This is a genomic window from Mycobacterium sp. 852002-51613_SCH5001154, from assembly GCF_001667425.1.
Classification (GTDB): Bacteria; Actinomycetota; Actinomycetes; order Mycobacteriales; family Mycobacteriaceae; genus Mycobacterium.
Window position 1 is genome coordinate 273,889 of the sequence record NZ_LZII01000083.1, and the last position, 22,547, is coordinate 296,435.

The 22,547-nt window shown below is 68.6% G+C and carries 24 protein-coding genes; 11 read left to right on the forward strand and 13 right to left on the reverse strand.

Translation table 11 applies throughout. From position 1 onward, the window contains the following. The first annotated feature begins 162 nt into the window (after positions 1-162). The 8 genes from ctaD (at position 163) to A5750_RS23195 (ending at position 8,607) form a co-directional block, all read left to right on the forward strand. Positions 163-1,923, forward strand: coding sequence for a cytochrome c oxidase subunit I (ctaD, locus tag A5750_RS23160; RefSeq protein ID WP_066952670.1), 1,761 nt, complete (start codon positions 163-165; stop codon positions 1,921-1,923). A gap of 14 nt (positions 1,924-1,937) precedes the next feature. Next, positions 1,938-3,176, forward strand: a complete 1,239-nt coding sequence (gene serB / locus A5750_RS23165; RefSeq protein WP_066952362.1) for a phosphoserine phosphatase SerB — start codon at positions 1,938-1,940, stop codon at positions 3,174-3,176. 94 nt (positions 3,177-3,270) lie between these two features. After that, positions 3,271-4,101, forward strand: a complete 831-nt coding sequence (locus A5750_RS23170; protein ID WP_067265995.1) for an ABC transporter ATP-binding protein — start codon at positions 3,271-3,273, stop codon at positions 4,099-4,101. Continuing rightward, positions 4,098-4,919 (forward strand): NUDIX domain-containing protein, encoded by an 822-nt coding sequence (locus tag A5750_RS23175; protein ID WP_066952366.1) that lies wholly within the window; start codon positions 4,098-4,100, stop codon positions 4,917-4,919. Before A5750_RS23170 ends, A5750_RS23175 begins: the two co-directional genes overlap by 4 nt. Continuing rightward, a complete protein-coding gene (locus tag A5750_RS23180) occupies positions 4,916-5,680 on the forward strand; it encodes an enoyl-CoA hydratase (RefSeq protein ID WP_067266235.1) in 765 nt (254 codons plus the stop codon). The genes A5750_RS23175 and A5750_RS23180 overlap by 4 nt, the downstream gene beginning before the upstream one ends. A gap of 10 nt (positions 5,681-5,690) precedes the next feature. After that, complete coding sequence (locus A5750_RS23185) at positions 5,691-6,665, forward strand: class I SAM-dependent methyltransferase (protein WP_066952368.1); 975 nt, start codon at positions 5,691-5,693, stop codon at positions 6,663-6,665. Continuing rightward, positions 6,662-7,864 (forward strand): class I SAM-dependent methyltransferase, encoded by a 1,203-nt coding sequence (locus A5750_RS23190; protein ID WP_197505521.1) that lies wholly within the window; start codon positions 6,662-6,664, stop codon positions 7,862-7,864. Before A5750_RS23185 ends, A5750_RS23190 begins: the two co-directional genes overlap by 4 nt. Positions 7,865-7,923: 59 nt before the next feature. Continuing rightward, entirely contained in the window at positions 7,924-8,607 is a 684-nt protein-coding gene (locus A5750_RS23195; protein WP_066952370.1) for an esterase, read from the forward strand. A 3-nt stretch (positions 8,608-8,610) separates the two neighbouring features. On the opposite strand, the gene A5750_RS23200 is transcribed toward A5750_RS23195, so the two are convergent. Continuing rightward, on the reverse strand, positions 8,611-9,000 hold the full coding sequence (locus tag A5750_RS23200; protein ID WP_067265998.1) for a DUF6264 family protein: 390 nt from the start codon (positions 8,998-9,000) through the stop codon (positions 8,611-8,613). Between the two features lie 18 nt (positions 9,001-9,018). Next, positions 9,019-10,272, reverse strand: coding sequence for a PQQ-binding-like beta-propeller repeat protein (locus A5750_RS23205; protein ID WP_066952676.1), 1,254 nt, complete (start codon positions 10,270-10,272; stop codon positions 9,019-9,021). Positions 10,273-10,449: 177 nt separating this feature from the next. Here A5750_RS23205 and A5750_RS23210 point away from each other — a divergent pair, with 177 nt between their 5' ends. Then, complete coding sequence (locus tag A5750_RS23210; RefSeq protein WP_066952374.1) at positions 10,450-11,187, forward strand: acyltransferase; 738 nt, start codon at positions 10,450-10,452, stop codon at positions 11,185-11,187. Positions 11,188-11,194: 7 nt separating this feature from the next. Here A5750_RS23210 and A5750_RS23215 read toward each other — a convergent pair whose 3' ends face one another. The 4 genes from A5750_RS23215 to A5750_RS23230 all read right to left on the reverse strand — a co-directional run bounded on the left by A5750_RS23215 (position 11,195) and on the right by A5750_RS23230 (position 15,799). Then, a complete protein-coding gene (locus tag A5750_RS23215; RefSeq protein ID WP_066952376.1) occupies positions 11,195-11,746 on the reverse strand; it encodes a DUF4333 domain-containing protein in 552 nt (183 codons plus the stop codon). A gap of 133 nt (positions 11,747-11,879) precedes the next feature. Then, positions 11,880-13,208, reverse strand: a complete 1,329-nt coding sequence (locus tag A5750_RS23220) for a deoxyribodipyrimidine photo-lyase (RefSeq protein WP_066952378.1) — start codon at positions 13,206-13,208, stop codon at positions 11,880-11,882. Between the two features lie 15 nt (positions 13,209-13,223). Further along, entirely contained in the window at positions 13,224-13,703 is a 480-nt protein-coding gene (locus A5750_RS23225; protein WP_067266000.1) for a TspO/MBR family protein, read from the reverse strand. Further along, a complete protein-coding gene (locus A5750_RS23230; protein WP_067266003.1) occupies positions 13,700-15,799 on the reverse strand; it encodes an MMPL family transporter in 2,100 nt (699 codons plus the stop codon). Before A5750_RS23230 ends, A5750_RS23225 begins: the two co-directional genes overlap by 4 nt. A gap of 145 nt (positions 15,800-15,944) precedes the next feature. On the opposite strand from A5750_RS23230, the gene fni reads away from it, so the two are divergent. Next, positions 15,945-16,991, forward strand: a complete 1,047-nt coding sequence (fni, locus tag A5750_RS23235) for a type 2 isopentenyl-diphosphate Delta-isomerase (protein WP_067266006.1) — start codon at positions 15,945-15,947, stop codon at positions 16,989-16,991. Between the two features lie 11 nt (positions 16,992-17,002). Then, on the forward strand, positions 17,003-18,253 hold the full coding sequence (locus A5750_RS23240) for a glycosyltransferase (protein ID WP_066952387.1): 1,251 nt from the start codon (positions 17,003-17,005) through the stop codon (positions 18,251-18,253). On the opposite strand, the gene A5750_RS23245 is transcribed toward A5750_RS23240, so the two are convergent. The 7 genes from A5750_RS23245 to A5750_RS23280 all read right to left on the reverse strand — a co-directional run bounded on the left by A5750_RS23245 (position 18,250) and on the right by A5750_RS23280 (position 22,542). Then, on the reverse strand, positions 18,250-18,834 hold the full coding sequence (locus A5750_RS23245; protein ID WP_066952389.1) for a MarR family winged helix-turn-helix transcriptional regulator: 585 nt from the start codon (positions 18,832-18,834) through the stop codon (positions 18,250-18,252). The genes A5750_RS23240 and A5750_RS23245 overlap by 4 nt on opposite strands. A gap of 127 nt (positions 18,835-18,961) precedes the next feature. After that, positions 18,962-19,237 (reverse strand): DUF3140 domain-containing protein, encoded by a 276-nt coding sequence (locus A5750_RS23250; protein ID WP_067266008.1) that lies wholly within the window; start codon positions 19,235-19,237, stop codon positions 18,962-18,964. An 8-nt stretch (positions 19,238-19,245) separates the two neighbouring features. Then, positions 19,246-19,461, reverse strand: coding sequence for a DUF2945 domain-containing protein (locus A5750_RS23255; RefSeq protein ID WP_066952391.1), 216 nt, complete (start codon positions 19,459-19,461; stop codon positions 19,246-19,248). A gap of 13 nt (positions 19,462-19,474) precedes the next feature. Next, positions 19,475-20,956, reverse strand: a complete 1,482-nt coding sequence (locus A5750_RS23260) for a DUF2867 domain-containing protein (RefSeq protein WP_067266011.1) — start codon at positions 20,954-20,956, stop codon at positions 19,475-19,477. Next, positions 20,956-21,384, reverse strand: a complete 429-nt coding sequence (locus tag A5750_RS23265) for a hypothetical protein (protein WP_066952395.1) — start codon at positions 21,382-21,384, stop codon at positions 20,956-20,958. Before A5750_RS23265 ends, A5750_RS23260 begins: the two co-directional genes overlap by 1 nt. 151 nt (positions 21,385-21,535) lie before the next feature. Next, complete coding sequence (locus A5750_RS23270; protein WP_066952397.1) at positions 21,536-21,829, reverse strand: lipopolysaccharide assembly LapA domain-containing protein; 294 nt, start codon at positions 21,827-21,829, stop codon at positions 21,536-21,538. Positions 21,830-22,182: 353 nt separating this feature from the next. Continuing rightward, the gene (locus A5750_RS23280) at positions 22,183-22,542 is read right to left on the reverse strand and encodes a DUF2784 domain-containing protein (protein WP_066952678.1); all 360 of its coding nucleotides are present in this window, start codon (positions 22,540-22,542) and stop codon (positions 22,183-22,185) included. Between the last annotated feature and the right edge of the window lie 5 nt (positions 22,543-22,547).

Here is a 22,547-nt window from a genome sequence, read left to right on the forward strand (position 1 = left end):
CCCGCCGGCTCGCGGCTTGCCCCTCCGAACGGACACGCCGCGCCGCCGACCCGTTTACGACAGTTTGTAGGACCAGCCCTGACGTCGGCAGGATCGACGGTTAAGATTCGTGTCAGCTCTGTATTTTGGGCCCCTGTCCTATCCGGATGTTTGGAGAAGCTGTTGACAGCCGAAGCGCCCCCCTTGGGAGAACTCGAGGCCGTTCGTCCGTACCCGGACCGGACCGGCCCCAAAGGGAACCTCGTCTACAAACTGATCACCACCACCGATCACAAGATGATCGGCATCATGTACACGGTCACCTGCTTCGTCTTCTTCTTCATCGGCGGACTGATGGCCCTGTTGATGCGCACCGAGCTGGCCGCGCCGGGGCTGCAGTTCCTGTCGAATGAGCAGTACAACCAGCTGTTCACCATGCACGGCACGATCATGCTGCTGCTGTACGCGACGCCGGTCGTGTTCGGGTTCGCCAACCTGGTGCTGCCGCTGCAGATCGGCGCGCCCGACGTGGCTTTCCCTCGGCTGAACGCCTTCTCGTTCTGGCTGTTCCTGTTCGGCGGTCTGACCGCGTCGGCGGGCTTCATCGTCCCGGGTGGCGCCGCCGACTTCGGCTGGACGGCCTACACGCCGCTGTCCGACGCCGTCCACTCGCCCGGCGCCGGGGGAGACCTGTGGATCACGGGCCTGATCGTCGCCGGTCTGGGCACCATCCTGGGTGCGGTCAACATGATCACCACCGTGGTGTGCATGCGCGCGCCCGGCATGACGATGTTCCGGATGCCGATCTTCACGTGGAACATCCTCGTGACGTCGATCCTGATCCTGATCGCGTTCCCGATCCTGACCGCCGCGCTGTTCGGGCTGGCCGCCGATCGACATCTAGGGGCCCACGTCTACGACGCGGCCAACGGCGGGGTGCTGCTGTGGCAACACCTGTTCTGGTTCTTCGGCCATCCCGAGGTGTACATCATCGCCTTGCCGTTCTTCGGGATCATCACCGAGATCATCCCGGTGTTCTCCCGCAAGCCGGTATTCGGTTACACCACCCTGGTTTACGCGACGCTGTCGATCGCCGCGTTGTCGGTCGCGGTGTGGGCACACCACATGTTCGCCACCGGAGCCGTTCTGCTGCCGTTCTTTTCGTTCATGACGTATCTGATCGCGGTGCCCACGGGGATCAAGTTCTTCAACTGGATCGGCACGATGTGGAAGGGCCAAATCACCTTCGAGACCCCGATGCTGTTCTCGGTGGGCTTCCTGGTGACCTTCCTGCTGGGCGGTCTGACCGGCGTGATGCTGGCCAGCCCCCCGCTGGACTTCCACGTCACCGACACCTACTTCGTGGTCGCGCACTTCCACTACGTGCTGTTCGGCACGATCGTGTTCGCGACGTTCGCCGGCGTCTACTTCTGGTTCCCCAAGATGACCGGCCGGCTGCTCGACGAGCGGCTGGGCAAGCTGCACTTCTGGCTGACCTTCATCGGCTTCCACACCACCTTCCTGGTGCAGCACTGGCTCGGCGACATGGGCATGCCCCGCCGCTACGCCGACTACCTGCCCTCGGACGGCTTCCAGCCGTACAACATCGCCTCGACGGTCGGCGCCTTCATCCTGGGCGCGTCGATGTTCCCGTTCGTCTGGAATGTCTTCAAGAGCTGGCGCTACGGCGAGGTGGTGACCGTCGACGACCCGTGGGGCTACGGCAACTCGCTGGAGTGGGCGACCAGTTGCCCGCCGCCGCGGCACAACTTCACCGAGCTGCCCCGGATCCGTTCGGAGCGACCGGCTTTCGAGCTGCACTACCCGCACATGGTGGAGCGGCTGCGCGCCGAGGCGCATGTGGGGCGCCACGCCACGGCTCTGGAATCGCCGAAGGGATTCGGTCCACGGACCGAGCCCGATCGCTCGACCCCCCAGCAGTAGCGGCTGAGTCGGGGGTGAGCACACCACCGAAGGTGTCGGTGCTGATCACCGTCACCGGAGTGGACCAACCGGGCGTCACCTCGGCCCTCTTCGAGGCGCTCTCCGGGCACGGCGTCGAGCTGCTCAACGTCGAACAGGTGGTGATTCGGCACCGCCTGACCCTGGGCGTGCTGGTGTGTTGTCCCGCGGACGTCGCCGACGGTCCCGACCTGCGCCGTGACGTTGAGTCGGCCATCCGCGGGGTGGGCCTGGACGTCACCATCGAGCACAGCCACGACGTGCCGATCATCCGGGAACCCTCGACGCACACCATCTTCGTGCTGGGCCGGCCCATCACCGCCGGTGCGTTCGGCGCGGTGGCCCGGGCGGTGGCCGGCCTGGGGGTCAACATCGACCTCATCCGCGGCGTCTCCGACTACCCGGTGACCGGCCTGGAGCTGCGCGTCTCGGTGCCGCCGGGATCGGACGCCGCGCTGCGGACGGCCCTGAACCAGGTGTCCGCCGAGAAACGCGTCGACGTGGCCGTCGAGGACTACACCCTGGAGCGCCGGGCCAAGCGGCTGATCGTGTTCGACGTGGACTCGACGCTGGTGCAGGGCGAGGTGATCGAGATGCTGGCCGCCCGGGCGGGCGCCGAGGGGAAGGTCGCCGCCATCACCGACGCAGCCATGCGGGGCGAGCTGGACTTCGCGCAGTCGCTCGAACAGCGGGTGGCCACCCTGGCGGGTCTGCCGGCCACGGTGATCGACGAGGTCGCCGATCAGCTGGAGCTGATGCCCGGGGCCCGGACCACGCTGCGGACGTTGCGGCGCTTGGGTTTTCACTGCGGTGTGGTGTCCGGCGGCTTCCGGGGGATCATCGAGCCGTTGGCCGAGGAGCTCATGCTGGACTACGTCGCCGCCAATGAGCTGGAGATCGTCGACGGCAAACTCACTGGGCGGGTCATCGGCCCGATCGTCGACCGCGCCGGCAAGGCGGCGGCCCTGCGGGACTTCGCGCAGCGGGTCGGGGTCCCGATGGCGCAGACCGTCGCCGTCGGCGACGGCGCCAACGACATCGACATGCTGGCCGCGGCCGGGCTGGGCGTGGCGTTCAACGCCAAGCCGGCGTTGCGTGAGGTGGCCGACGCCTCGCTGAGCCACCCATACCTGGACACGGTGTTGTTTCTGCTGGGCGTGACCCGCGGCGAAATCGAGGCCGCCGACGCGGTGGACGGCGAGGTCCGCAGGGTGGAGATCCCGCCCGACGAGTAGCGGCCCCGGTACGGCACGATGGTCGGGTGCCCAAAGACGGACGCCGGAGGTGAGCCTCGAGGATTCGAGAGAATCCGAGGGTGGAGCCGACCAGATGAGTGAGGCGGCCGACCCCGATCTGCTGATCGACTTCAGGAAAGTGTCGCTGCGGCGCGGCGGCCACACCCTTGTCGGGCCGTTGGATTGGGCGGTCGAACTCGACGAGCGCTGGGTGATCGTCGGCCCGAACGGGGCCGGCAAGACGTCGCTGCTGCGGATTGCCGCGGCCGCCGAGCACCCCTCGTCGGGCGTGGCCTTCGTCCTCGGCGAGCGGCTGGGCCGGGTCGACGTGTCGGAGTTGCGCTCCCGGATCGGTCTGAGTTCATCGGCCCTGGCGCAGCGGGTGCCCACCGACGAGGTGGTGCGCGACCTGGTGGTCTCGGCCGGCTACGCGGTGCTCGGCCGCTGGCGGGAGCGCTACGAGGACGTCGACTACCGCCGGGCCATCGACATGCTGGAGAGCCTGGGCGCCGAGCACCTCGCGGACCGGAGCTACGGAACGCTGTCGGAAGGCGAGCGCAAGCGGGTGTTGATCGCCCGCGCTTTGATGACCGATCCGGAGCTGCTGCTGCTAGACGAACCGGCCGCCGGTTTGGACCTGGGTGGGCGCGAGGAGCTGGTGGCGCGGCTGGCCGACCTCGCGGCCGACCCCGACGCGCCCGCGCTGGTGCTGGTCACCCACCACGTCGAGGAGATCCCGCCCGGCTTCAGCCATTGCATGCTGCTGTCCGAAGGGGAGGTGGTCGCCGCGGGGCTGCTGACCGACGTCCTGACCTCAGAGAACCTGTCCACCGCGTTCGGCCAGTCGATCGCCCTCGACGTCGTCGACGGGCGTTATTTCGCCCGACGCGTCCGCACCCGCGCAGCCCACCGGAGGCAGCTATGACGACACCAAACGACGAGGCCCCGCTGGTGCCGCGGCCCGCGGCGACCGTGATGCTGATCCGCGACGACCCGGACGGAATCGCCGTCTTCCTGATGCGCCGGCACGCCAAGATGGAGTTCGCGGCCGGGACGATGGTGTTCCCCGGCGGCGGCGTCGATGACCGCGACCGTAACGCCGACATCGCGTGGGCCGGCCCGCCGCCACAGTGGTGGGCGCAGCGGTTCGGCATCGAGCCCGACTTGGCCGAGGCGCTGGTCTGCGCGGCGGCCCGGGAGACCTTCGAGGAATCCGGGGTGCTGTTCGCGGGGCCCGCGGGTGACCCGGACGGGATCGTCGGCGACGCCTCGGTGTACGCCGACGCCCGCCGCGCGCTCGCCGACGGCACGTTGTCGTTCGCGGATTTCCTGCGCCGGGAGAACCTCGAGCTGCGCTCCGACCTGCTCCGGCCGTGGGCCAACTGGGTCACCCCCGAAGCCGAGCGCACCCGCCGCTATGACACCTACTTCTTTGTGGGCGCACTGCCGCACGGGCAGCGGGCCGACGGCGAGAACACCGAATCCGACCGCGCCGGCTGGACCACGCCGCAGGCCGCCATCGACGACTTCTCGGCCGGCCGCTGTTTTCTGCTGCCGCCGACGTGGACTCAGCTGGATTCACTGGCTGGGCGCACCGTCGCGGAAGTGCTGGCCGTCGAACGGCAGATCGTCACCGTGCAGCCGCACCTGGAGATCCAGGGCGACAACTGGGTCTTCGAGTTCTTCGACTCCGACCGCTACCACCAGGCACGCGAAGCCGGCGGGATGGGGTGGCGGCATTGAGCGAGTTCGTCAGCACCGTGGTCAGCGACGGCTCGCAAGACGCCGGGCTGGCCATGCTGCTGCTGTCGCGACCCCCGACGAACGCGATGACCCGTCAGCTCTACCGGGAGATCGTCTCCGCGGCCGCCGAACTGGGGGAGCGCGACGACGTGGCGGCGGTCATCCTGTTCGGTGGCCACGAGATTTTCTCGGCCGGCGACGACATGCCCGAGCTGAGGACGCTGACCGGACCGGAGGCCGAGACGGCGGCCCGGGCGCGGCAGCAGGCCATCGACGCCGTCGCGCGGATCCCGAAGCCGACCGTTGCCGCGATCACCGGGTACGCGCTGGGCGCCGGGCTCACGCTGGCCCTGGCCGCCGATTGGCGCGTCAGCGGTGACAACGTGAAGTTCGGCGCGACGGAGGTCCTGGCCGGCCTCATCCCCGGCGGTGACGGCATGGCCCGGCTGACCCGCGCGGCCGGGGCGAGCAAGGCGAAGGAACTGGTGTTCAGCGGCCGGTTTTTCGACGCCGAGGAGGCGCTGGAGCTGGGCCTGATCGACGAGATGGTGGCCCCCGACGACGTGTACGACACCGCCGCGGGGTGGGCGCGCCGCTTCCTCGACGGCCCGCGGCACGCGCTGGCCGCCGCGAAGGCCGGCATCAACGACGTGTTCGAGCTGGGCCCGGCCGACCGGGCCACCGCCGAGCGGCGCCGCTACGCCGACGTGTTCGCCGCTGGTGGAAGCGGTGAAGACGACTCCGAATCCGGCGCCCGTTAGGCTGCCCTGCATGACGACGAGTTCGACCGATGCCGTTCCCAACCCGCATGCCACAGCCGAGCAGGTGGAAGCCGCCCGGCATGACAGCAAGCTGGCGCAGGTCCTCTACCACGACTGGGAAGCCGAGTCCTACGACGAGAAGTGGTCGATCTCTTACGACCAGCGCTGCGTGGACTACGCGCGGGACTGCTTCGACGCCATCGTGCCCGACGAGGTGCTGCGCGAGCTGCCCTACGATCGGGCACTCGAATTAGGTTGCGGCACCGGGTTTTTCCTGCTCAACCTGATCCAGTCCGGGGTCGCCCGCCGCGGATCGGTCACCGACCTGTCGCCCGGGATGGTCAAGGTCGCCACCCGAAACGGGCAGTCGCTGGGGCTGGACATCGACGGCCGGGTCGCCGACGCCGAGGGCATTCCGTACGAGGACAACACATTCGACCTGGTGGTCGGGCACGCCGTGCTCCACCACATCCCCGACGTAGAGCTGGCCCTGCGCGAGGTCGTCCGGGTGCTGCGGCCGGGCGGCCGGTTCGTATTCGCCGGCGAGCCGACCACCGTCGGCGACACCTACGCCCGCACGTTGTCGACCCTGACCTGGCGCGTCGCCACCAACGTCACCAAGCTGCCCGGTCTGGACGGCTGGCGGCGACCGCAGGCCGAACTCGACGAATCCTCCCGCGCCGCGGCGTTGGAGGCCGTCGTCGACCTACACACCTTCACGCCGGACGACCTGGAGCGGCTGGCCGTCGACGCCGGTGCGGCCGAAGTTGAAACGGCCACCGTCGAATTCACCGCCGCGATGCTGGGCTGGCCGCTGCGCACGTTCGAATGCGCGGTGCCGCCCGGGCGGCTCGGCTGGGGCTGGGCGAAGTTCGCGTTCACCAGCTGGAAGACACTGAGTTGGCTCGACGCCAACGTCATGCGCCACCTGGCGCCGAAGGGCTGGTTCTACAACGTGATGATCACCGGGGTCAAGCCCTCCTGAGTGACGGCCTCACGTTCGGCGCCGGGGACGTCCGTTATCTGCGGTCGGAATCGGGTGCCGCGGCGCTGGCGGAGGTCGCCGAGCTCGAGCTGACCGACGCCACCCGAGTCGCCGATATCGCCGCCGCGCGCGCCCGATTCGGCGACCGGGCGGCGGTGTTGGTGGAAACGACGTTGCTGCGCCGGCGCGCCACCGAGAAGTTGAGCGCGCTGGGCTCCGAAATCCCCGTGTCAGAATGGCTTTTCACCGATGAGGCGCTGCAGCAGGCCACCGCGGCCCCGGTGGCTTTGCACCGCGCCAGGCGGCTCGCCGAGGCGGGAGTCGTCGTGCACGACGCGACCTGTTCGATCGGCACCGAGTTGGCCGCGCTGCGCCGGGTCGGGGTCAGGGCGGTGGGCAGCGACATCGATGCGGTGCGGCTGGCGATGGCCCGGCACAACCTGGGCGAGGCGGCCCACCTCTGCCGCGCCGACGCGCTGGTGCCGGTGACCCGCGACACCGCGGTGCTCGTGGACCCGGCGCGCCGTGGCGGCGGGCGCCGCCGCTTGCGCATCGATGACTACCGGCCGGGCCTCGGAGCCTTGATCGACACCTATCAGGACCGTGATCTCGTCGTAAAATCTGCTCCCGGAATAGATTTCGACGAAGTGGGCCGACTCGGCTTCGGTGGCGAGATCGAGGTGACGTCCTATCGCGGCGCGGTACGGGAGGCGTGCCTGTGGTCGCGCGGACTGGCGCAGAGCGGCGTCCGCCGACGGGCCAGCGTCCTCGACCGGGGTGAGCAGATCACGGACACCGACCCGGACGACTGCCCGGTGCGGCCCGCCGGGCGATGGATAGTGGATCCCGACGGCGCCGTGGTCCGGGCGGGGCTGGTTCGCCACTACGCGGCGCGGCACGGGCTGTGGCAACTCGACCCCGACATCGCCTACCTGTCGGGGGACACACTGCCGGCGGCGGTCCGCGGCTTCGAGGTGCTCGAGCGGCTGGCGTTCGACGAGCGACGGCTCCGCCAGGCGTTGTCGGCGCTGGACTGCGGGACGCTGGAGGTCCTGGTTCGCGGAGTACGGGTCGATCCGGACGCGCTGCGCCGACGGATGCGGCTGCGCGGTGGCCGGCCCCTGTCCGTGGTCATCACGCGCATCGGGTCGGGCGCCGCCGGTCGCGCGACGGCGTTCGTATGCAGGCCCTCGCGGTAGGCTGGTGGGATCGCTCTTGGAGGCGCCAGCCCCGCCCAATCTGCAAGGACAATAGAAGGATGCGTTATCTGATAGCGGCCGTGGTGCTCGCATCGGCCGCCCTGCTGGGCTGGCCGGCCGCCGCCGCCCCACCGTCGTGCGTCAGCCTCGGCGGCGCCATGGAGGACGGCCAGATGTGCCGTGTGCGCGCCACCGGTCCCACGTACATGCTCAACATGGTGTTTCCCGCCGACTATCCCGACGAGCAGGCGCTGACCGACTACATCACGCAAAACCGGGACGGTTTCGTCAACGTCGCGCAGAGCTCCGGGTCGCGCGATCAGCCCTACCAATTGGAGGCCACCACCGAGCAACGCAGCTCCGGTCAGCCGCCGCACAACACCCGCAGCGTGGTGCTCAAGCTCTTCCAGGACCTCGGCGGGTCGCACCCCTCCATCTGGTACAAGGCGTTCAACTACAACCTCGGGACGAAGCAGCCCATCACCTTCGACAACCTGTTTGCGCCGGGCACCACGCCGCTGGACAGCATCTTCCCGGTCGTGCAGCGCGACCTGGCACGCCAAACCCCATTGGGCGCAACCATTTTGCCTTCGACCGGCCACGATCCGACGCACTATCAGAACTTTGCGATCACCGACGATCAGCTGATCTTCTACTTCGCGCCCGGTGAGATGCTGCCGGCGTTTGCCGGGCCGGTCCAAGCCGAGGTGCCCCGCAACGCCATCCCGCCGCTGACGCTCTGACAGCTAGACCGGCCCGGCCAGTGTCTCCATCGCCGCGGCGCCCACGGCCAGCGCCACCTGCGCGAGGCAACCGAGCAGCGGAACGAAGAAGGCGGTGCGGCGCCGGGTGAGGCGACGGATGGCGACGACCAGGGCGATAACGAAGACGAGGGCGCCGCCGCCGAGACCCAGGAACATGGCGCGATCGATCCATGCCGGGTCGCCGCACTTCCGGGAGCCGCACGGGTCGGTGCCCATGACGAACAGGCTCAGCACGCCGATTGTGACGGCGACCAGGAAAGCGTGGACGGCGAGCAGCACAATGGTCGCGGTGCGGTCCACCGCCAGGTTGCGCTCGCTTTTTCTGGAGTAGGCGGCGACAGCGCCCTGCATCTCGTCGTCATCGGTGGCCATGGGCTCAGTATGGCCCGGTCATGCCGGTGCGAAACCGTACACCTGGCCATCGCTGGTCGCGGCCACTACGCGGCGATCGGTGCCGACCGCGACCCCCACCGGATATCCGGTGGCTGCCGGGAGCGGGTAGCTGCCCTGCGTGTGGCCATTCCCCGGATCGAAGGCCAGCAGCGACATACCGGGCGCGCCGTTTGCGGTCGGGGCGCTGACGACCGTGTACCCGGCGCCGGCGCCGGCCAGGCTCGACGACGACAGCGGGACGACGTCGTCGCGGCGCCACGCCTGATCGGCGTGATCGCCCGCGTCCTTGAATGCCACCAGCCGGGTGTCGGGCCCGCCGCCCGCCACGATGAGGCCGTCGGGCGTGACCGCGGGCGGGGTCTGTGCCAGGAACCCCAGCGGCGCCGACCATTTCACCTTCCCGTCGGCGGCGTGCAGGGCCCATAGTCGTTGGTCGCGGCCGTTGACATAGACGGTCGACCCGTCGGCGGACAACACCGGGCTGGCGATGACACCGTCCCCGACGGCGTCGCTGGTCCACTCCCGGGACAGCAAGGGCGTCTGCCCGGGGTGATACTTCAGCCCGACCAGTCCCGCGGCCGGGGCGCCCGGCTGCCATACGCCGAGCACCGCCATCTGGCTGGCCGCCGAAAAAGCGGGTGCGGCGGCCACCGGGCAGCCCTGCCGGGCCGGCGCGCAATCGGCCAACCCGCGCGTCGAGTCGGTGGGATCGACGCCGTCGACCAGATCCATCGGGCTGCCGGCCACCGCGCCGCGGTGCGCCTCGAAGACCAGCACCTGGCCCAGGTGCGTCGCCACGAGCAGCTGCCCGTGTCCCAGAAACCGCGGCGTCGCGGGCATTCCGATCACCGGCTGTCGCCACCGCGTCCACTGCGTCACCGGGAAGGAGAGGAACGCGCCGGGCTGGCCGACGTAGAGGTTGTCGAACCCGTCGAAGAGCGGGCCCGCAAAGCCGCCGCCCTGGAACAGCCGCACGCACCAGCGCTGCCGGCCGTTGTGGTCGTTCTCCCACTCCATCAGCGAACATCCGGCCGGCGTTTGCGCGTTGAGGGCCAGGTAGCCGCGCGCGCTCAGCGCCGGGCCCGCGGCCAAGCTCCCCTTGACGGAGCGCGTCCACCCCAGCGCCAGCTTGGTGGCGCCGTTGGTGCCGGTGTAGCTGCTGTTGGCGGCGTCGCCGTATTGCGCGGGCCAGCCGGCCGAGGCTGACGCCTCGACCCAGGAGTCGGTGTTGGCGCAACCGCCGAGCCCCATCGTGGTCGCGGCGGCCAGCAGCGCGGATGACCAACGCCGAAGCCCACGCAGCAGATGTCGGGCACGCACTTGGATTCCCCAGATCCTTTCCGCGGACGTCGGCATGGGCAGCGATCGAGTACAGGTGAGGGTAACCCGTGGAGATCTCGGCGCGGTTGATCGCTAGGCTGTCCGGCCATGACGAGCATGTGGGGCGCGCCGGTCCATCGCCGCTGGCGTGGATCGAACCTGCGGGACCCGCGCCAGGCCAAGTTCCTCACGCTGGCGTCGCTGAGATGGGTGTTGCGCAACCGCGCCTACACACCCTGGTATCTGGTGCGGTATTGGCGGCTGCTGAAGTTCAAGCTCGCCAACCCGCACATCATCACCCGGGGGATGGTTTTCCTGGGCAAGGACGTGGAGATCCACGCGACGCCCGAACTCGCGCAGCTGGAGATCGGCCGCTGGGTGCACATCGGCGACAAGAACACGATCCGTGCCCACGAGGGCTCACTGCGGTTCGGTGACAAGGTGGTGCTGGGCCGCGACAACGTCATTAACGCCTACCTCGACATCGAGCTTGGCGATTCGGTCCTGATGGCCGACTGGTGCTACGTCTGCGACTTCGACCACCGCATGGACAACATCAACCTGCCGATCAAGGACCAGGGCATCGTGAAGTCGCCGGTGCGGATCGGGCCCGACACCTGGGTTGGGGTGAAGGTGACGGTGCTGCGCGGCACGGCCGTCGGGCGTGGCTGCGTGCTGGGGTCACATGCCGTGGTCCGCGGTGTCATCCCCGACTACTCGATCGCGGTCGGCGCGCCGGCCAAGGTGGTCAAGAACCGCCAGCTCGCCTGGGAGAGCTCGGCCGCCCAGCGGGCGGAACTGGCCGCGGCGCTCGCCGACATCGAGCGCAAGAAGGCTGCACGCTAGAGAGTTACTAGGCGGCCGGCTCAGCGTGGTCGTCGACCTTGAAATCGAAGTTGACGTCGCCGGCGTCGACGTTGGTGACGGTCACCGCGATGCCGTATTTGTCGTTGCCGTCGACGAGTTGGCACCGTAGCGTCGCGCCCTGGACACCCTTCAAGTTGTCGGGGCAGGTCACCGCGTCCGGTCGCCTGCCCACCTGCTGGGTCAGCTTGTCGCTGAGGATGCTGGCGACCTGGTTCTTGTCGACCGTCTCCGCCATGTCGAACTTGACGTCATTGCCGTTCACGCTCGTCACGGTCACGTTGACATTGAACGTCTGGTTCTTGACCTTCATCTCGCAATTGAGCTGCGCCCCAACCTTTGCCGGCAGGTCGTTCGGGCAGTTCACCGAATCGGGCTTGTTGCCCGCGGCGTCGGTGAGCTTCGAGGTGATCTGGCTGGCCACATCGCTCTTGCTGACCGTGTGCGACGAGCCCACGGAACACGAACAGGCGCTGACGCCGGCCAGCAATCCCGCGGCGGCACCGGAGACCAGCAACGTGCGAACGATGGAGTGGGCCATTAGTGCCTCCCGAGCGGCTTGACAACTGTGAATCGGCTGATAATTGCATGCCAACTAGCTTCGGGTAGGGCGATTGAGCAAACATTCACGCACGCGACAATTCGTTGCCGAGTGGGCTGGCGTGGCTGGTGGCTCAGATGCTCTGGTAGCGCCGCAGCGCTTCTGCGCGCTCGGCGCCGTGGTCGACGATCGGTGCCGGATAGTCGGCCGGCCGCTCGCCCGTGCGCAGGTGTGCGTCGTCGACCGAGCGCAGCTCGGACACCCACCGCCGGATGTACTCCCCGGACGGGTCGAACTTCTCGCCCTGGGTGGTCGGGTTGAACACCCGAAAGTACGGCGCGGCATCGGTACCGCACCCCGCGCACCACTGCCACCCATGCTGGTTGTTTGCCATATCCCCGTCCACCAGCTGGTCCAGGAACCATTCGGCGCCCCACTGCCAGGGCAAGTGCAGGTCTTTGACCAGAAACGATGCGACGATCATCCGCACCCGGTTATGCATGAAGCCGGTCTCGCGCAGTTGACGCATCCCGGCGTCCACCATCGGGAAGCCGGTTTCGCCGGCCTTCCAGGACTCGAAGCGGCGTTTCGCGTCGGAACCCGTGTCGGTACGGATGCCGTCGAACTGGCTGTTCCAATTGCGCCAGGCGCTGGCCGGCCGGTGATGCAGCACATCGGCGTAGAAGTCACGGAATGCCAACTCGCGCACATAAGCCTGGGCCCCGTCGGAACGGAGGTCGAGATCGGCGACCATGGTGCGGGGATGGATGCTGCCGAACTTCAGATACGCCGACATCCGGCTGGTGCCGTGCATATCGGGCCGATTACGTTCCTCGGCGTAGCGTTGCAACCCGTTGTCCACGAACGACTTCCACTGCTTGCGGGCCGCGGCCTCGCCGGCAGCGATGTCGAGTTCGGCACCGGGATCTGGGATTTCGGATTGCTCGAACGGCAGCTGCGCCGGATCGAGCCAGCGCGCGGAGCCGGCACTCGATTTCGCCGGTGCCCGCCAGCCGGACTCGCGCCACTGACGCAGAAACGGGGTGAACACCTGGTAGGGGGTGCCGTCCTTCTTGGTGACCCGGCCCGGCGAGACCAGGTACGGCGATCCGGTGGCCACCAGGGGAACGGAATCCAATGCGGCACGCACCTTTTCGTCACGGCGCGTGCCGTACGGCGCGAAATCTCCGGAGATGTGCACGGCCGACGCACCGACCTCCCCGGCGATGCGCGGGATCACCTTGTCGGGCCGCCCACGGGTCACCAGTAGCCGGCCATCCAGGTCGTCACGCAGCTGTCGCAGCGAGTCACCCAGGAACTGGAGGCGGCGCCGGCCGGAGGAAGCCTCGAGCTTCGGATCGAGCACGAAACAGCCGAGCACTTCGCCGTCGGCGGCCGCGGCGTTCAGCGCCGGATGGTCGCTCAGCCGCAGGTCGCGGCGAAACCATAAGAGGGTCGGCATGATTCGCTGGTTTCCTCAGCGGTTCAGCCGCCAAACATGGGTCGCCAGGACGGTCGCGAACGAACACCATAGCGGGTACGCCGACAAGGCTAGGCCGGCCCGCGGGTCGGCTTGTGCGGTCCGGCGCGCGAGGTCGACGCTGCTAGCCGTCAGGGCAGCGGCACCGACCGCGGACGCGCCGAGTTTGTGGAAACGAAAGAATATCCAGCTCCACGCGGCGTTGAGAACAAGGTTGAGCCCGAGCGCCACGGCGTAGCGGCGCGCCTTATCGTGTTGTCCCGCCGCGCGAAACCGGTCGATGGCCACGGCGGACGTGACCGCGATGTCGCCGTAAAGGGTGGTCCACGCCACCGGGAAGGCGGCATTGGGAGGCTGGTACGGCGGCTTGCGCAGCCGCGCGTACCAGACGGGAACGGCCTTGGCGCTCGCGATGCTTCCGCATCCGCCGGCGATGGCGACGGCGAGGCTTGTCGCGGCCAGGGTTGACTTGTTCACGGCGTGCTCCGTTCGTGTTGATACTCGACTTGTGCTGCAACGGCTTTGGCGGGTTTCGGTGCGGCGGGCCACCAGATACGGTCACCGATGACGGCGAACAGCGCGGGGATGACCAGTGTGCGGACCACGAAGGTGTCCAGCAGGATGCCCAGGCCGACGATGATTCCCAGCTGGGTCAGCACGATCAGCGGCAGCACGCCGAGCACGCAGAAGACGGCGGCCAACACGATTCCCGCGCTGGTGATGACGCCACCGGTGGCCGACACCGCCGCGACCATCCCGGCCCGTGCGCCGCGCCGCGCGGATTCCTCGCGCGCGCGGGTGACCAGGAAGATGGTGTAGTCCACCCCGAGGGCGGCCAGGAACAGGAAGGCGAACAGCGGCGTGCTGTTGTCCAGCGCCGGAAAGCCGAAAACGTGGCCGCTCGCCCAGCCGCCCAGGCCGAGCGCGGCCAGTGCCCCGAGGATCGTCGCCGCGAGCAGCGTGGGCGGCGCAAGTGCGGAGCGCAGCAGGACATAGAGCACGACGAGGATGACCGCGAGAATCGCCGGGATCAGGACATGCCGGTCGTGGGTAGCCGCGTTGCGAACATCGAGTGCCTGCGCATCCGCTCCACCCACCAGCGCCGCCGGGTTGGCAGACTTGGTTGTATCACGCAGCGCGGCAACGGTATTGAACGCCTGATCGGAGGATGGCGGCGCATCGATCACCACCGACCACTTCGTCAGCCCGGACGCCGAGTGGCCGGAATCGGTCGCCGAGGTCACGCCGGGGGTCGCCGTGATGGCCTGCGCCACCCGCGGGTCGCTGGGGGCGACGACGAGCGTGGGGTTGGCCAGGCCGGCCGGAAAATGCGCGGCCACAATGTCGTAACCGGCCACCGAATCCGCGTGGACCCGGAACTGCTCGGTCTGCGACAAACCGATGCGCGTGCCCAGTAGGCCGGTGGCTAGGGCCGCCAGACCCGCGATCGTGACGGCCGCGACCAGTGCCGGACGCCGGTTCACCCACTCCCCGACGCGATGCCAGACACCGGAATCCGTGGTCGGGTTGTCCTCGAGGCGGGGAATGAAGGGCCAGAACAATCGACGGCCGCACAGTCCCAGCAGCGGTGGCAGTATCACCAGGGCCGACACCGCGGCGACCACGAGTCCGCACGCCCCCAGCGCGCCCAGGCTGCGTGTGCTGGGCGTCGAGGCGAACAGCAAGGTAAGCAACGCCAGCACCACGGTGGCATTGCTGGCGACGATCGCGGGCCCCGCCATTCGCACCGCGTGGCGCAAGGCGTCTCGATGTTCGGTTGTGTGCCGAAGCTCCTGCCGATAGCGCGAAATCAACAGCAGCGCATAGTTGGTGCCCGCGCCGAACACCAGGACACTGGTGATTCCGGAGGTGGCGCCGTCGAAGCTCAGCCCGGTCAGCGACGCCACGGCGGTACCCACCGCCGCCGCGACCCGGTCTGCGAACCCGACCACCAGCAGGGGCAGCAGCCATAGCACCGGGGAGCGATAGGTGACGATCAGCAGCAGTGCCACCACCGAGGCCGTCACCGCGAGCAGAGTGACGTTGGCATTGGTGAACGCACCGGCGATGTCGGCGCCGAACGCCGGGCCGCCGGTCACGTGGACCTGCAGCTCCGCCGGCAGGCCGGTGGAGGCCGTTTTGCGCAGGTTGGCGACCGCGTCGCTCAGGGTCAGCCCCGAAAGATCGGCGCTGACGGGCACCACCGCGATGGCCGCCTTGCCGTCGGTGGACACCTGCGCCGGTGGCGCCGCCACGGCGCCGTCCGGGCGGATGGCGGCCTGCATGCGGTCGCGGGCCGCTTGTGCGGCGGTGATGTCGGCCGGGGCGAGCGCGGCGCCGTCGGTGCGGCTGGCGACCATGATCAACGGAACGTGATCCCCGGCGGGAAACTGGCGTGTCATGGCGTCGACCCGGGCCGAATCGGAAGCCGGCGGCACGGACAACGGCGCCTGCCCCGCCGCCGCGTTTGCGCCGACGACCACCATGAAACCAATGCCCAGCAGCAGCGCGCCCAGCGCGAACAGCCACGAGCGCCGTCCCGTCAGGGCTGCGGCCAAGCCATCCCACACCACGGATCAAAGTCTTTCAGTATATTAACCATTAATCAACTGAAATTACGCATCGTCACGCATTAGGGCGCCGACGGCACGCAACAAGGGGCACTATGAACATTATGGATGTCAGGGGCCGGGGGTTCGTCGCGCCGGGGTGCCCGCTGTGACGGCCGACCGCGGGCCGCTGACCACTCGCAAGCGCCGGCACATCGACGTGTGCCTCGGTGAGCAGGTCAACTACGAGCAGCTCAGTACCGGGCTGGAGCGCTACCGGTTGCCCTACAACGCGCTGACCCAGACCAGCCTCGGCGACATCGACCTTTCCACCAAATTCTTCGGTGCGAACCTGCGGTCGCCGATTCTGATCGGTGCGATGACCGGCGGCGCCGAGTTGTCGGGCACCATCAACCGGAACTTGGCCGCGGCCGCTCAACAGCTTGGTGTCGGGATGATGCTCGGGTCGCAGCGGATAATGCTCGACAGCGCGCTGGGTGAGCGGGCGGCGGCCAGCTTCACCGTTCGTGATGTGGCCCCGGATGTCTTGCTGTTCGGCAACATCGGCTTGGCCCAGCTGACCGAGGCCGCCGTGCCCGAGCTCGCGAAGGCTCTCGACCGGGTGGGCGCCGATGCGCTTGCGGTGCACACTAATCCGTTGCAGGAAGCGATGCAGAGCAATGGTGACACCGACTTCTCCGGGTCGTTGGCCAGGCTGCGGGATGTGGCCGACGCGATAGATTGCCCGGTCCTGCTCAAGGAGGTCGGCCACGGGATCGGCGGCGCGGCGGCCGCGGAACTCGTTGGGGACGAAGGGGACTTGCCCGTTTCCGGGATAGACGTCGCGGGCGCCGGTGGTACGTCATGGTCGCGGGTCGAGCAGTTCGTCCGCTACGGCGAGCTGCGGTACCCGCACCTGGCCGATTGGGGCATCCCGACCGCCACGGCGATCGTCGAGGTGCGGGAGGTGCTGCCGGAGATCCCGCTGGTGGCCTCGGGCGGGATCCGCACGGGTATGGACGCGGCCAAGGCGATCGCGTTGGGCGCCGACGTGGTGGCGGTGGCTCGGCCGCTGCTGCCAGCCGCGATCGATTCCGCTGCGGCCGTTGTCGATTGGCTGCAGCCGTTCATCGACGAGCTTCGCGTCTGCCTGCACGGTTGCGGTGTCGCAAGCCTTTCGGGGTTGCGCGCCGTCGACCTCACGCCAGCCTCGTAGCGGCGTGTGACATGGCGGTGATACTGGCCTACGGGTCGCCGGCCCTCGGGCACCTGCTGCCGGCCGGGGCGCTGCTGGCCGAGCTCGCCGCCCGGGGTCACGAGGTTCATGCCCGCACCATGGCGGCCGGCGTCGCGACGATGCGCGGGGTCGGCGTGCACGCCGAGCCCGTCGCCCCGGACATCGAGGCGATCGTCGGCGAGGATTGGCGAGCCCGAAACGCCTTGGAAGTCTTGAAGTTGACCATCGACGTGCTCTGCCGGCGCGCGGTGCTCGAGGTCGAGGACCTGCGGCGCGCGGTGGACGCGGTCCGCCCGGACGCCGTCATCGTGGACGCGAACTGCTGGGGGGCGATGTCGGCCGCGGATGCCGGAAGCATCCCATGGCTGGTGTTCTCGCCCTTCACGCCATACCTGCGGTCCCGAGGCGTTCCGCCCTTCGGCCCGGGCTTTCGACCGCTTCCCGGCATTGTCGGCGACTTGCGGGACGCCTCGGTGCGACCGATCGTCCGGCACCTGTTCGATCGGCCAATGCTGCCGCGAGTCAACGCCATTCGCGCCGGGCTGGGGGTGGCGCCGGTCGCCTCGGTCGACGACTTCGTGCGGCGCGCACCGCTGCTGTTGGCCGTCGGCGGCGAGCCATTCGAGTATCGGCACCCCGGCTGGGACGGTTTGGTTCACCACATCGGCGCGTGTGTATTCGAACCCACCCAGCGGCCCACGCCGGAGTGGGTCGCCGCCATCGAGCAGCCAGTGGTGCTGGTGAACACGTCCTCGATCAAACAGCCGGACGCCGCGCTGGGGCGGACCGCGCTGCGGGCGCTGGCCGATGAGCCCGTGCACGTGGTGGCGACGTTCCCCGCGGGCATACCGCCCGACCTTCCCCGGCCACCGAACGCGACCATATGCCGCTTCGTTCCCCACGGTGCGGTACTGGAGCGGGCCAGCTGCGCCATCACGCACGGGGGGATGGGGACGACGCTGAAGGCCCTCGACCGCGGCGTACCCGTCTGCGTCGTGCCGTTCGCGCGGGACCAGGCCGAAGTCGCCCGGCGCGTCGAGGTCGCTCGCTGCGGCACCCGCCTGGCGGCCAAACACCTCACCGTGGCACGGCTGAGGGCGAAGGTACGCGCGGCGATGACGATGGCGGACGGCGCACGCCGGGTGGCTGCCGGGTTCGCCGCGACGGGTGGCGTGCAGCGCGGGGCGGACCTGATCGAGCAGCGGGTGCTCGGCCCGGCGGCCCGGCGGCCGGTGCGCTAGGTCGGGCGCTCGCCGGTCTTGCTCACCGACCGGCGCCGGCCCTTGGCCGGCGCGAGTTTGGCTTCGTTCGCCGACTGTTTGGGGGTTGCCGTGTCGAATTGCGCTTCGAAGGAGGACATCGCCTCCATCATCGCCAGGAAAACCCGGTGTGCTGCGGCCAGATCCCGGTCGGACAGGTCTGATAGGGCGGCGCGCAGTTCGGCGCCCAGGGGGGTGAAGAACGAGCGGGCCAACGCCATGCCCGGTTCTTCGTAGCGGAGCAGCGTTTTGCGCCGGTCGACGGGATCGGGTTCGCGCCGCAGGTGGCCGGAGTCGATCATGCGGTCGACCAGGTAGGTGATCGCGGCGGGGGACACGTCCAGCCGTTGTCGCAACTGCGCCGGCGTCAGCGGCGTCCCGGCGGTTTCGGCCACCATGATGTGCAGCAAGGCGTGCAAGTCGGTGCCGCCGACATCGTGCTGGCGGGCGAAGTGCCGTCCGATGCGGTCCGATTGCGCTGTGAGTGCGCGCATGTCGGCCGACATCAACTTCTCGAGTTCGGCTCGGTCTAGTCGCCGATCAGTGGCACCGCGCTTGGTCACTTGTCTGTGTCCTTCTGCAAGATTCGCCGCTCAGCGTATCGGCGACCGCCGCGCGCGGCCCGCTCACCCCGCCAAGTGTCTCGCATTTGCACGCGATTGGCCGGTGCAGGCACCGACCCAGCGAGGGTCAGGACTTGGTCGGGTCGTGAGCCCAGTTCATCAACGAGTAGCGCCAAACGCTCTTGTCGATGTCGCCCCGGGGGCGTTGCGCCAGGTGGCGCTTGGCGTAACTGACGACCTTGCGCATATGCGCGTAGTCGTCGGCCGCGAGGTCACTGCGTTTGGCCCTGAGTATCCGGACAATGCGACGATCGCTGGCGTGGCCGGTCGACTCATCGCCGCCCCGCTTCTGTCCCACACTCTGCGACGGCTCGGTCGCAAGCCACTCGTCATCGTCGGCCATCGGTGACCTCAGTCCCGGGGGCGCAGCGCGCCGGGCTTGTGGACCGCGTCCGCGCCCGTCTTGTCGCTGCGGACCTTGTACTGCGGCTCGTCTTCGGAAGCGCGCACGGTGCGTCCGGCGGCCTCGGTGTCCGAAGTGATTTCGCCCTCGACCGTTCCCCGGACGGTGCTGCCGTGGCTCCGCCACTCAACCTTGTCGCCCTCGTGAAATTTCTTCTCACCCATGTCGCTTCTCCTTTCAACATGACCGAGCCGCAGCCGGCCTTACGCCACCGCGCGCCTTAGCGGTGACATCGCGGGCGATGCCGCCGAACACCACGTCGCGGTAGGGTGCCGACGCGTTCCAAAAAAGCTGCCCCGCAAGGCCATACGGCTGAAACAACGCCCGCTGGCGGTACTGGGAGCCGCCATTGCCGTCGGGGCTCGCGGACAGCTCCAGCCACAGCCGCCCCGGCAACGGGATATCGGCGCGCAACCGGAGCAGCCGCGGCGTGTCGATGCGCTCCACCCGCCACCAGTCCAGGGCTTCGCCTTCATGCAACTGCTGCCCGTCCAGCGGCCGGCGCAGAAACCGTACGGCGCCCAGCGCGCCGTTGATCCAGCCGCGCAGGGGCCATTCCAACGGAAACGCCGACCAGTTGCGCTCGGCGACGGCCGTTTGGATGGCCCGCCACAGCGTTTCGGGATCGGTGCTGCTACAGCGTTGACGCAAATCCTCATACAGCGATCCGCCGGCCCACTGCGGATCGGTGGGCAGCGGCTGGGAAGGCGCACCGTTCATGTCGGCGCGCGACCACCGGGTGCGCAGATCTTTTTCGCGCACGTGCGCGAGGGCGAGTTCGACGGCCTCCTCGAAGTGCATCAGTCCACCGTCGGGATCGGGGATGTACCGGGCGATGTCGTGGTTGGCGCACACCACGTCGTTTTCCAGCGACTCCATCAGCGAGACCGCCAGTTGGCGAGGAATGGGGGTGAGCAGGTCCACCCACGGCGCCGACAGTCGGGGGGTCAATAAGGGCACCGGCACCGCGGGCCGCCTGGGCAGGCCGGCGATCACGGCGTACTTGCGGATCATTTCGGTGTAGGTGAAGCGGTCCGGCCCGCCGATGTCGAATGGCCGGTTCACCTCCGCGGGCAATTCCGCCGCGCGGACCAGGTAATAGAGCACGTCGCGCACCCCGATGGGCTGGACGCAGGTACGCAACCAGCGCGGTGCGACGATCAGCGGAAGCCGCTCGGTGAGGTACCGCAGCATCTCGAAGCTGGCCGACCCCGCCCCGATGATGGCCGCCGCACGCAGCTCGACGGAGGGCACGCCCGAAATTCTCAGCAGGCGCCCCACCTGCGCGCGCGAGGCCAGATGGTCGGAGAGCTTCTGCCCGTCGGGCGTGATGCCGCCGACGTAGACGATTCGCAACAGCCCCGCCTGGGCCGCGCACTCGGCCACATTGCGGGCCGCGCGTTCGTCGAAGTCCACGAAGTCCGGGCGCATCAGCGAATGCACCAGGTAGTACAAGACTTGTCGGCCTTCCAGCGCCCGGCGCACGGCGGTGGCGTCGACGACGTCGCCCTGAACGACGTCGACCTGCCCACGCCAGGCGACGTCGTCAAGCTTGGCGGGGTCTCGGGCCAGCACGCGCACGGTGTGACCGTTCTCCAGCAGCTCGGGGATGAGCCGCGTGCCCAGGTATCCCGTGGCGCCGAACACGACGCAGTGCATCAATTCGCTCCTTCAGCCGGGTGGTCGTTGGGGGTGGCGGTGTGGGCAGGATGCCCCGACGTGCGCCGGCGCTCCTTCAGCCGCGCTTCGTAGGCGTGGCGGCGACCGTCGGTGAGCCGGCTACGCACCAGACGTTCGACTTCTCGGAAGCATCGGTAGTAGCCCTCGTCGTAATCGTCGACGACCTGGAAGGTCCACCGGCCGGGTAACACGTTGCGCCCGATCAGTTCGCGGCTGATGTGTTGCGCCAGATCGGAGTGGCCAAGCTCGTGCAGCTGGGCGGCCGCGGCGTCGAGCTGCAGGTCGGCCCGCCCGGTCAACTGGTGGAAGGAGTACAGGTGTCCCCGGGCGCGCTCGACGGTTTCCAGTGCCTCGGTGACTTTGCCGACCGCCTCGGCGACGGCGTCGCCCGTGTCTGCGTGATCCATGGCTTCCTCCCCGACCGGTCGCTATGGCATTTCCCTGGGATCCATAGTTTAAAACACTTAATAGTTAAGTTACTGGAATAAACCGGCACCGCCATAGTGGTCCGCTCGTGATGGCTTGCCGAGCAAGGGTTTTAGGCGCCGGCTGCCAGGATCAGAGCGCCTTGAGATGCTTCTTGGTCGCCCTGCGCAGCTGGATGATCCGCGCGGCGCCGACGAGCACCGTCGTGGTCGCACCGGCGACCGCCGCCAGAAGGTAGCCCACCCCGACCGGCAAGTTCCAGTGGAAGCCAAGGAAGTGAACGGTTATGGATTCGGTGTTCTGCGCGACGAAGATAAGCAGAATGATCAAGATCACCAAACCGACGACGAGCGCCCACCAGGCCGCCGCCAGCCGGGTGAACGATCGGGATGACGGCTCGGAGGGAACGTGCGGCTCAGTGCTCATGCTGGTGACTAGCCCCTCACGCAGTGGGCCAAACACGCCGGAGCCTCCAGATCGTGTCGTGCCCCGCCGTTTGATCCGCCGGTTCTGGGGTATCTGGCCTGCGATGACTGTGAAAGAGGTACCGCAGCGCGTCTGGCGCGGCCGGCGCAAGGTGATGCGCTTGCAACGAGACCTGTGGCTTGCCCAGTTGGCCGTCTGGCCGACGTTGATCGTGTCGGCCGTTTTGCTTTCGGCGCTCACTTGGGCTTTGTGGCAACGAAAGTGGCAACGCAAGTCGGTTCGGAGTCAACCCGACGCGGTGCCGCCCGTCACGGATCCTTCATGGGCCGGTGCCTCGCCGCCGCAGGCCGGCCTCAGCGGCTGACGCGCCTCGAGAACAGGCTCCAGGAGGCGGCCGCCGACAGGAACGCGAATGCCTGTGCGACACCGATGCGGCCGGACGGAACGAAAAGTCCTGCGACATAACGGTCGACGAACCCCGTGCTGGGCAGCGGATCCATGTCGGCGCGGCGACGGGCCCATGATTCCAGTGATGTCAGCGGGCATGGCAGCTTGAGCGCGACGACGGCGGCCCCCCAGGCGACGGCCGCCCGGTGCAGCACAATGGTTCGCGGCCAGCGCAGCGCGAGGAAGCCGCCTGCGGGCACGTAGGCCAGGTAGGCGAGGTGCACGCCGACCGTCACCACGACCGCGGCGGCATACCCTCTTCGCATGGCCA

What these genes read in the sequence shown, in the direction of transcription:
- A5750_RS23280 (WP_066952678.1), bottom strand. Translation starts at nt 22,542, where the DNA reads ATGCGAAGAGGGTATGCCGCCGCGGTCGTGGTGACGGTCGGCGTGCAC.
- A5750_RS23260 (WP_067266011.1), bottom strand. Translation starts at nt 20,956, where the DNA reads ATGCACTGCGTCGTGTTCGGCGCCACGGGATACCTGGGCACGCGGCTC.
- A5750_RS23200 (WP_067265998.1), bottom strand. Translation starts at nt 9,000, where the DNA reads ATGGCCACCGATGACGACGAGATGCAGGGCGCTGTCGCCGCCTACTCC.
- A5750_RS23270 (WP_066952397.1), bottom strand. Translation starts at nt 21,829, where the DNA reads ATGAGCACTGAGCCGCACGTTCCCTCCGAGCCGTCATCCCGATCGTTC.
- A5750_RS23210 (WP_066952374.1), top strand. Translation starts at nt 10,450, where the DNA reads ATGACGAGCATGTGGGGCGCGCCGGTCCATCGCCGCTGGCGTGGATCG.
- A5750_RS23220 (WP_066952378.1), bottom strand. Translation starts at nt 13,208, where the DNA reads ATGCCGACCCTCTTATGGTTTCGCCGCGACCTGCGGCTGAGCGACCAT.
- A5750_RS23215 (WP_066952376.1), bottom strand. Translation starts at nt 11,746, where the DNA reads ATGGCCCACTCCATCGTTCGCACGTTGCTGGTCTCCGGTGCCGCCGCG.
- A5750_RS23195 (WP_066952370.1), top strand. Translation starts at nt 7,924, where the DNA reads ATGCGTTATCTGATAGCGGCCGTGGTGCTCGCATCGGCCGCCCTGCTG.
- A5750_RS23175 (WP_066952366.1), top strand. Translation starts at nt 4,098, where the DNA reads ATGACGACACCAAACGACGAGGCCCCGCTGGTGCCGCGGCCCGCGGCG.
- A5750_RS23240 (WP_066952387.1), top strand. Translation starts at nt 17,003, where the DNA reads ATGGCGGTGATACTGGCCTACGGGTCGCCGGCCCTCGGGCACCTGCTG.
- A5750_RS23185 (WP_066952368.1), top strand. Translation starts at nt 5,691, where the DNA reads ATGACGACGAGTTCGACCGATGCCGTTCCCAACCCGCATGCCACAGCC.
- A5750_RS23170 (WP_067265995.1), top strand. Translation starts at nt 3,271, where the DNA reads ATGAGTGAGGCGGCCGACCCCGATCTGCTGATCGACTTCAGGAAAGTG.
- A5750_RS23255 (WP_066952391.1), bottom strand. Translation starts at nt 19,461, where the DNA reads ATGGGTGAGAAGAAATTTCACGAGGGCGACAAGGTTGAGTGGCGGAGC.
- A5750_RS23265 (WP_066952395.1), bottom strand. Translation starts at nt 21,384, where the DNA reads ATGGATCACGCAGACACGGGCGACGCCGTCGCCGAGGCGGTCGGCAAA.
- A5750_RS23205 (WP_066952676.1), bottom strand. Translation starts at nt 10,272, where the DNA reads ATGGGGCTCGGCGGTTGCGCCAACACCGACTCCTGGGTCGAGGCGTCA.
- A5750_RS23250 (WP_067266008.1), bottom strand. Translation starts at nt 19,237, where the DNA reads ATGGCCGACGATGACGAGTGGCTTGCGACCGAGCCGTCGCAGAGTGTG.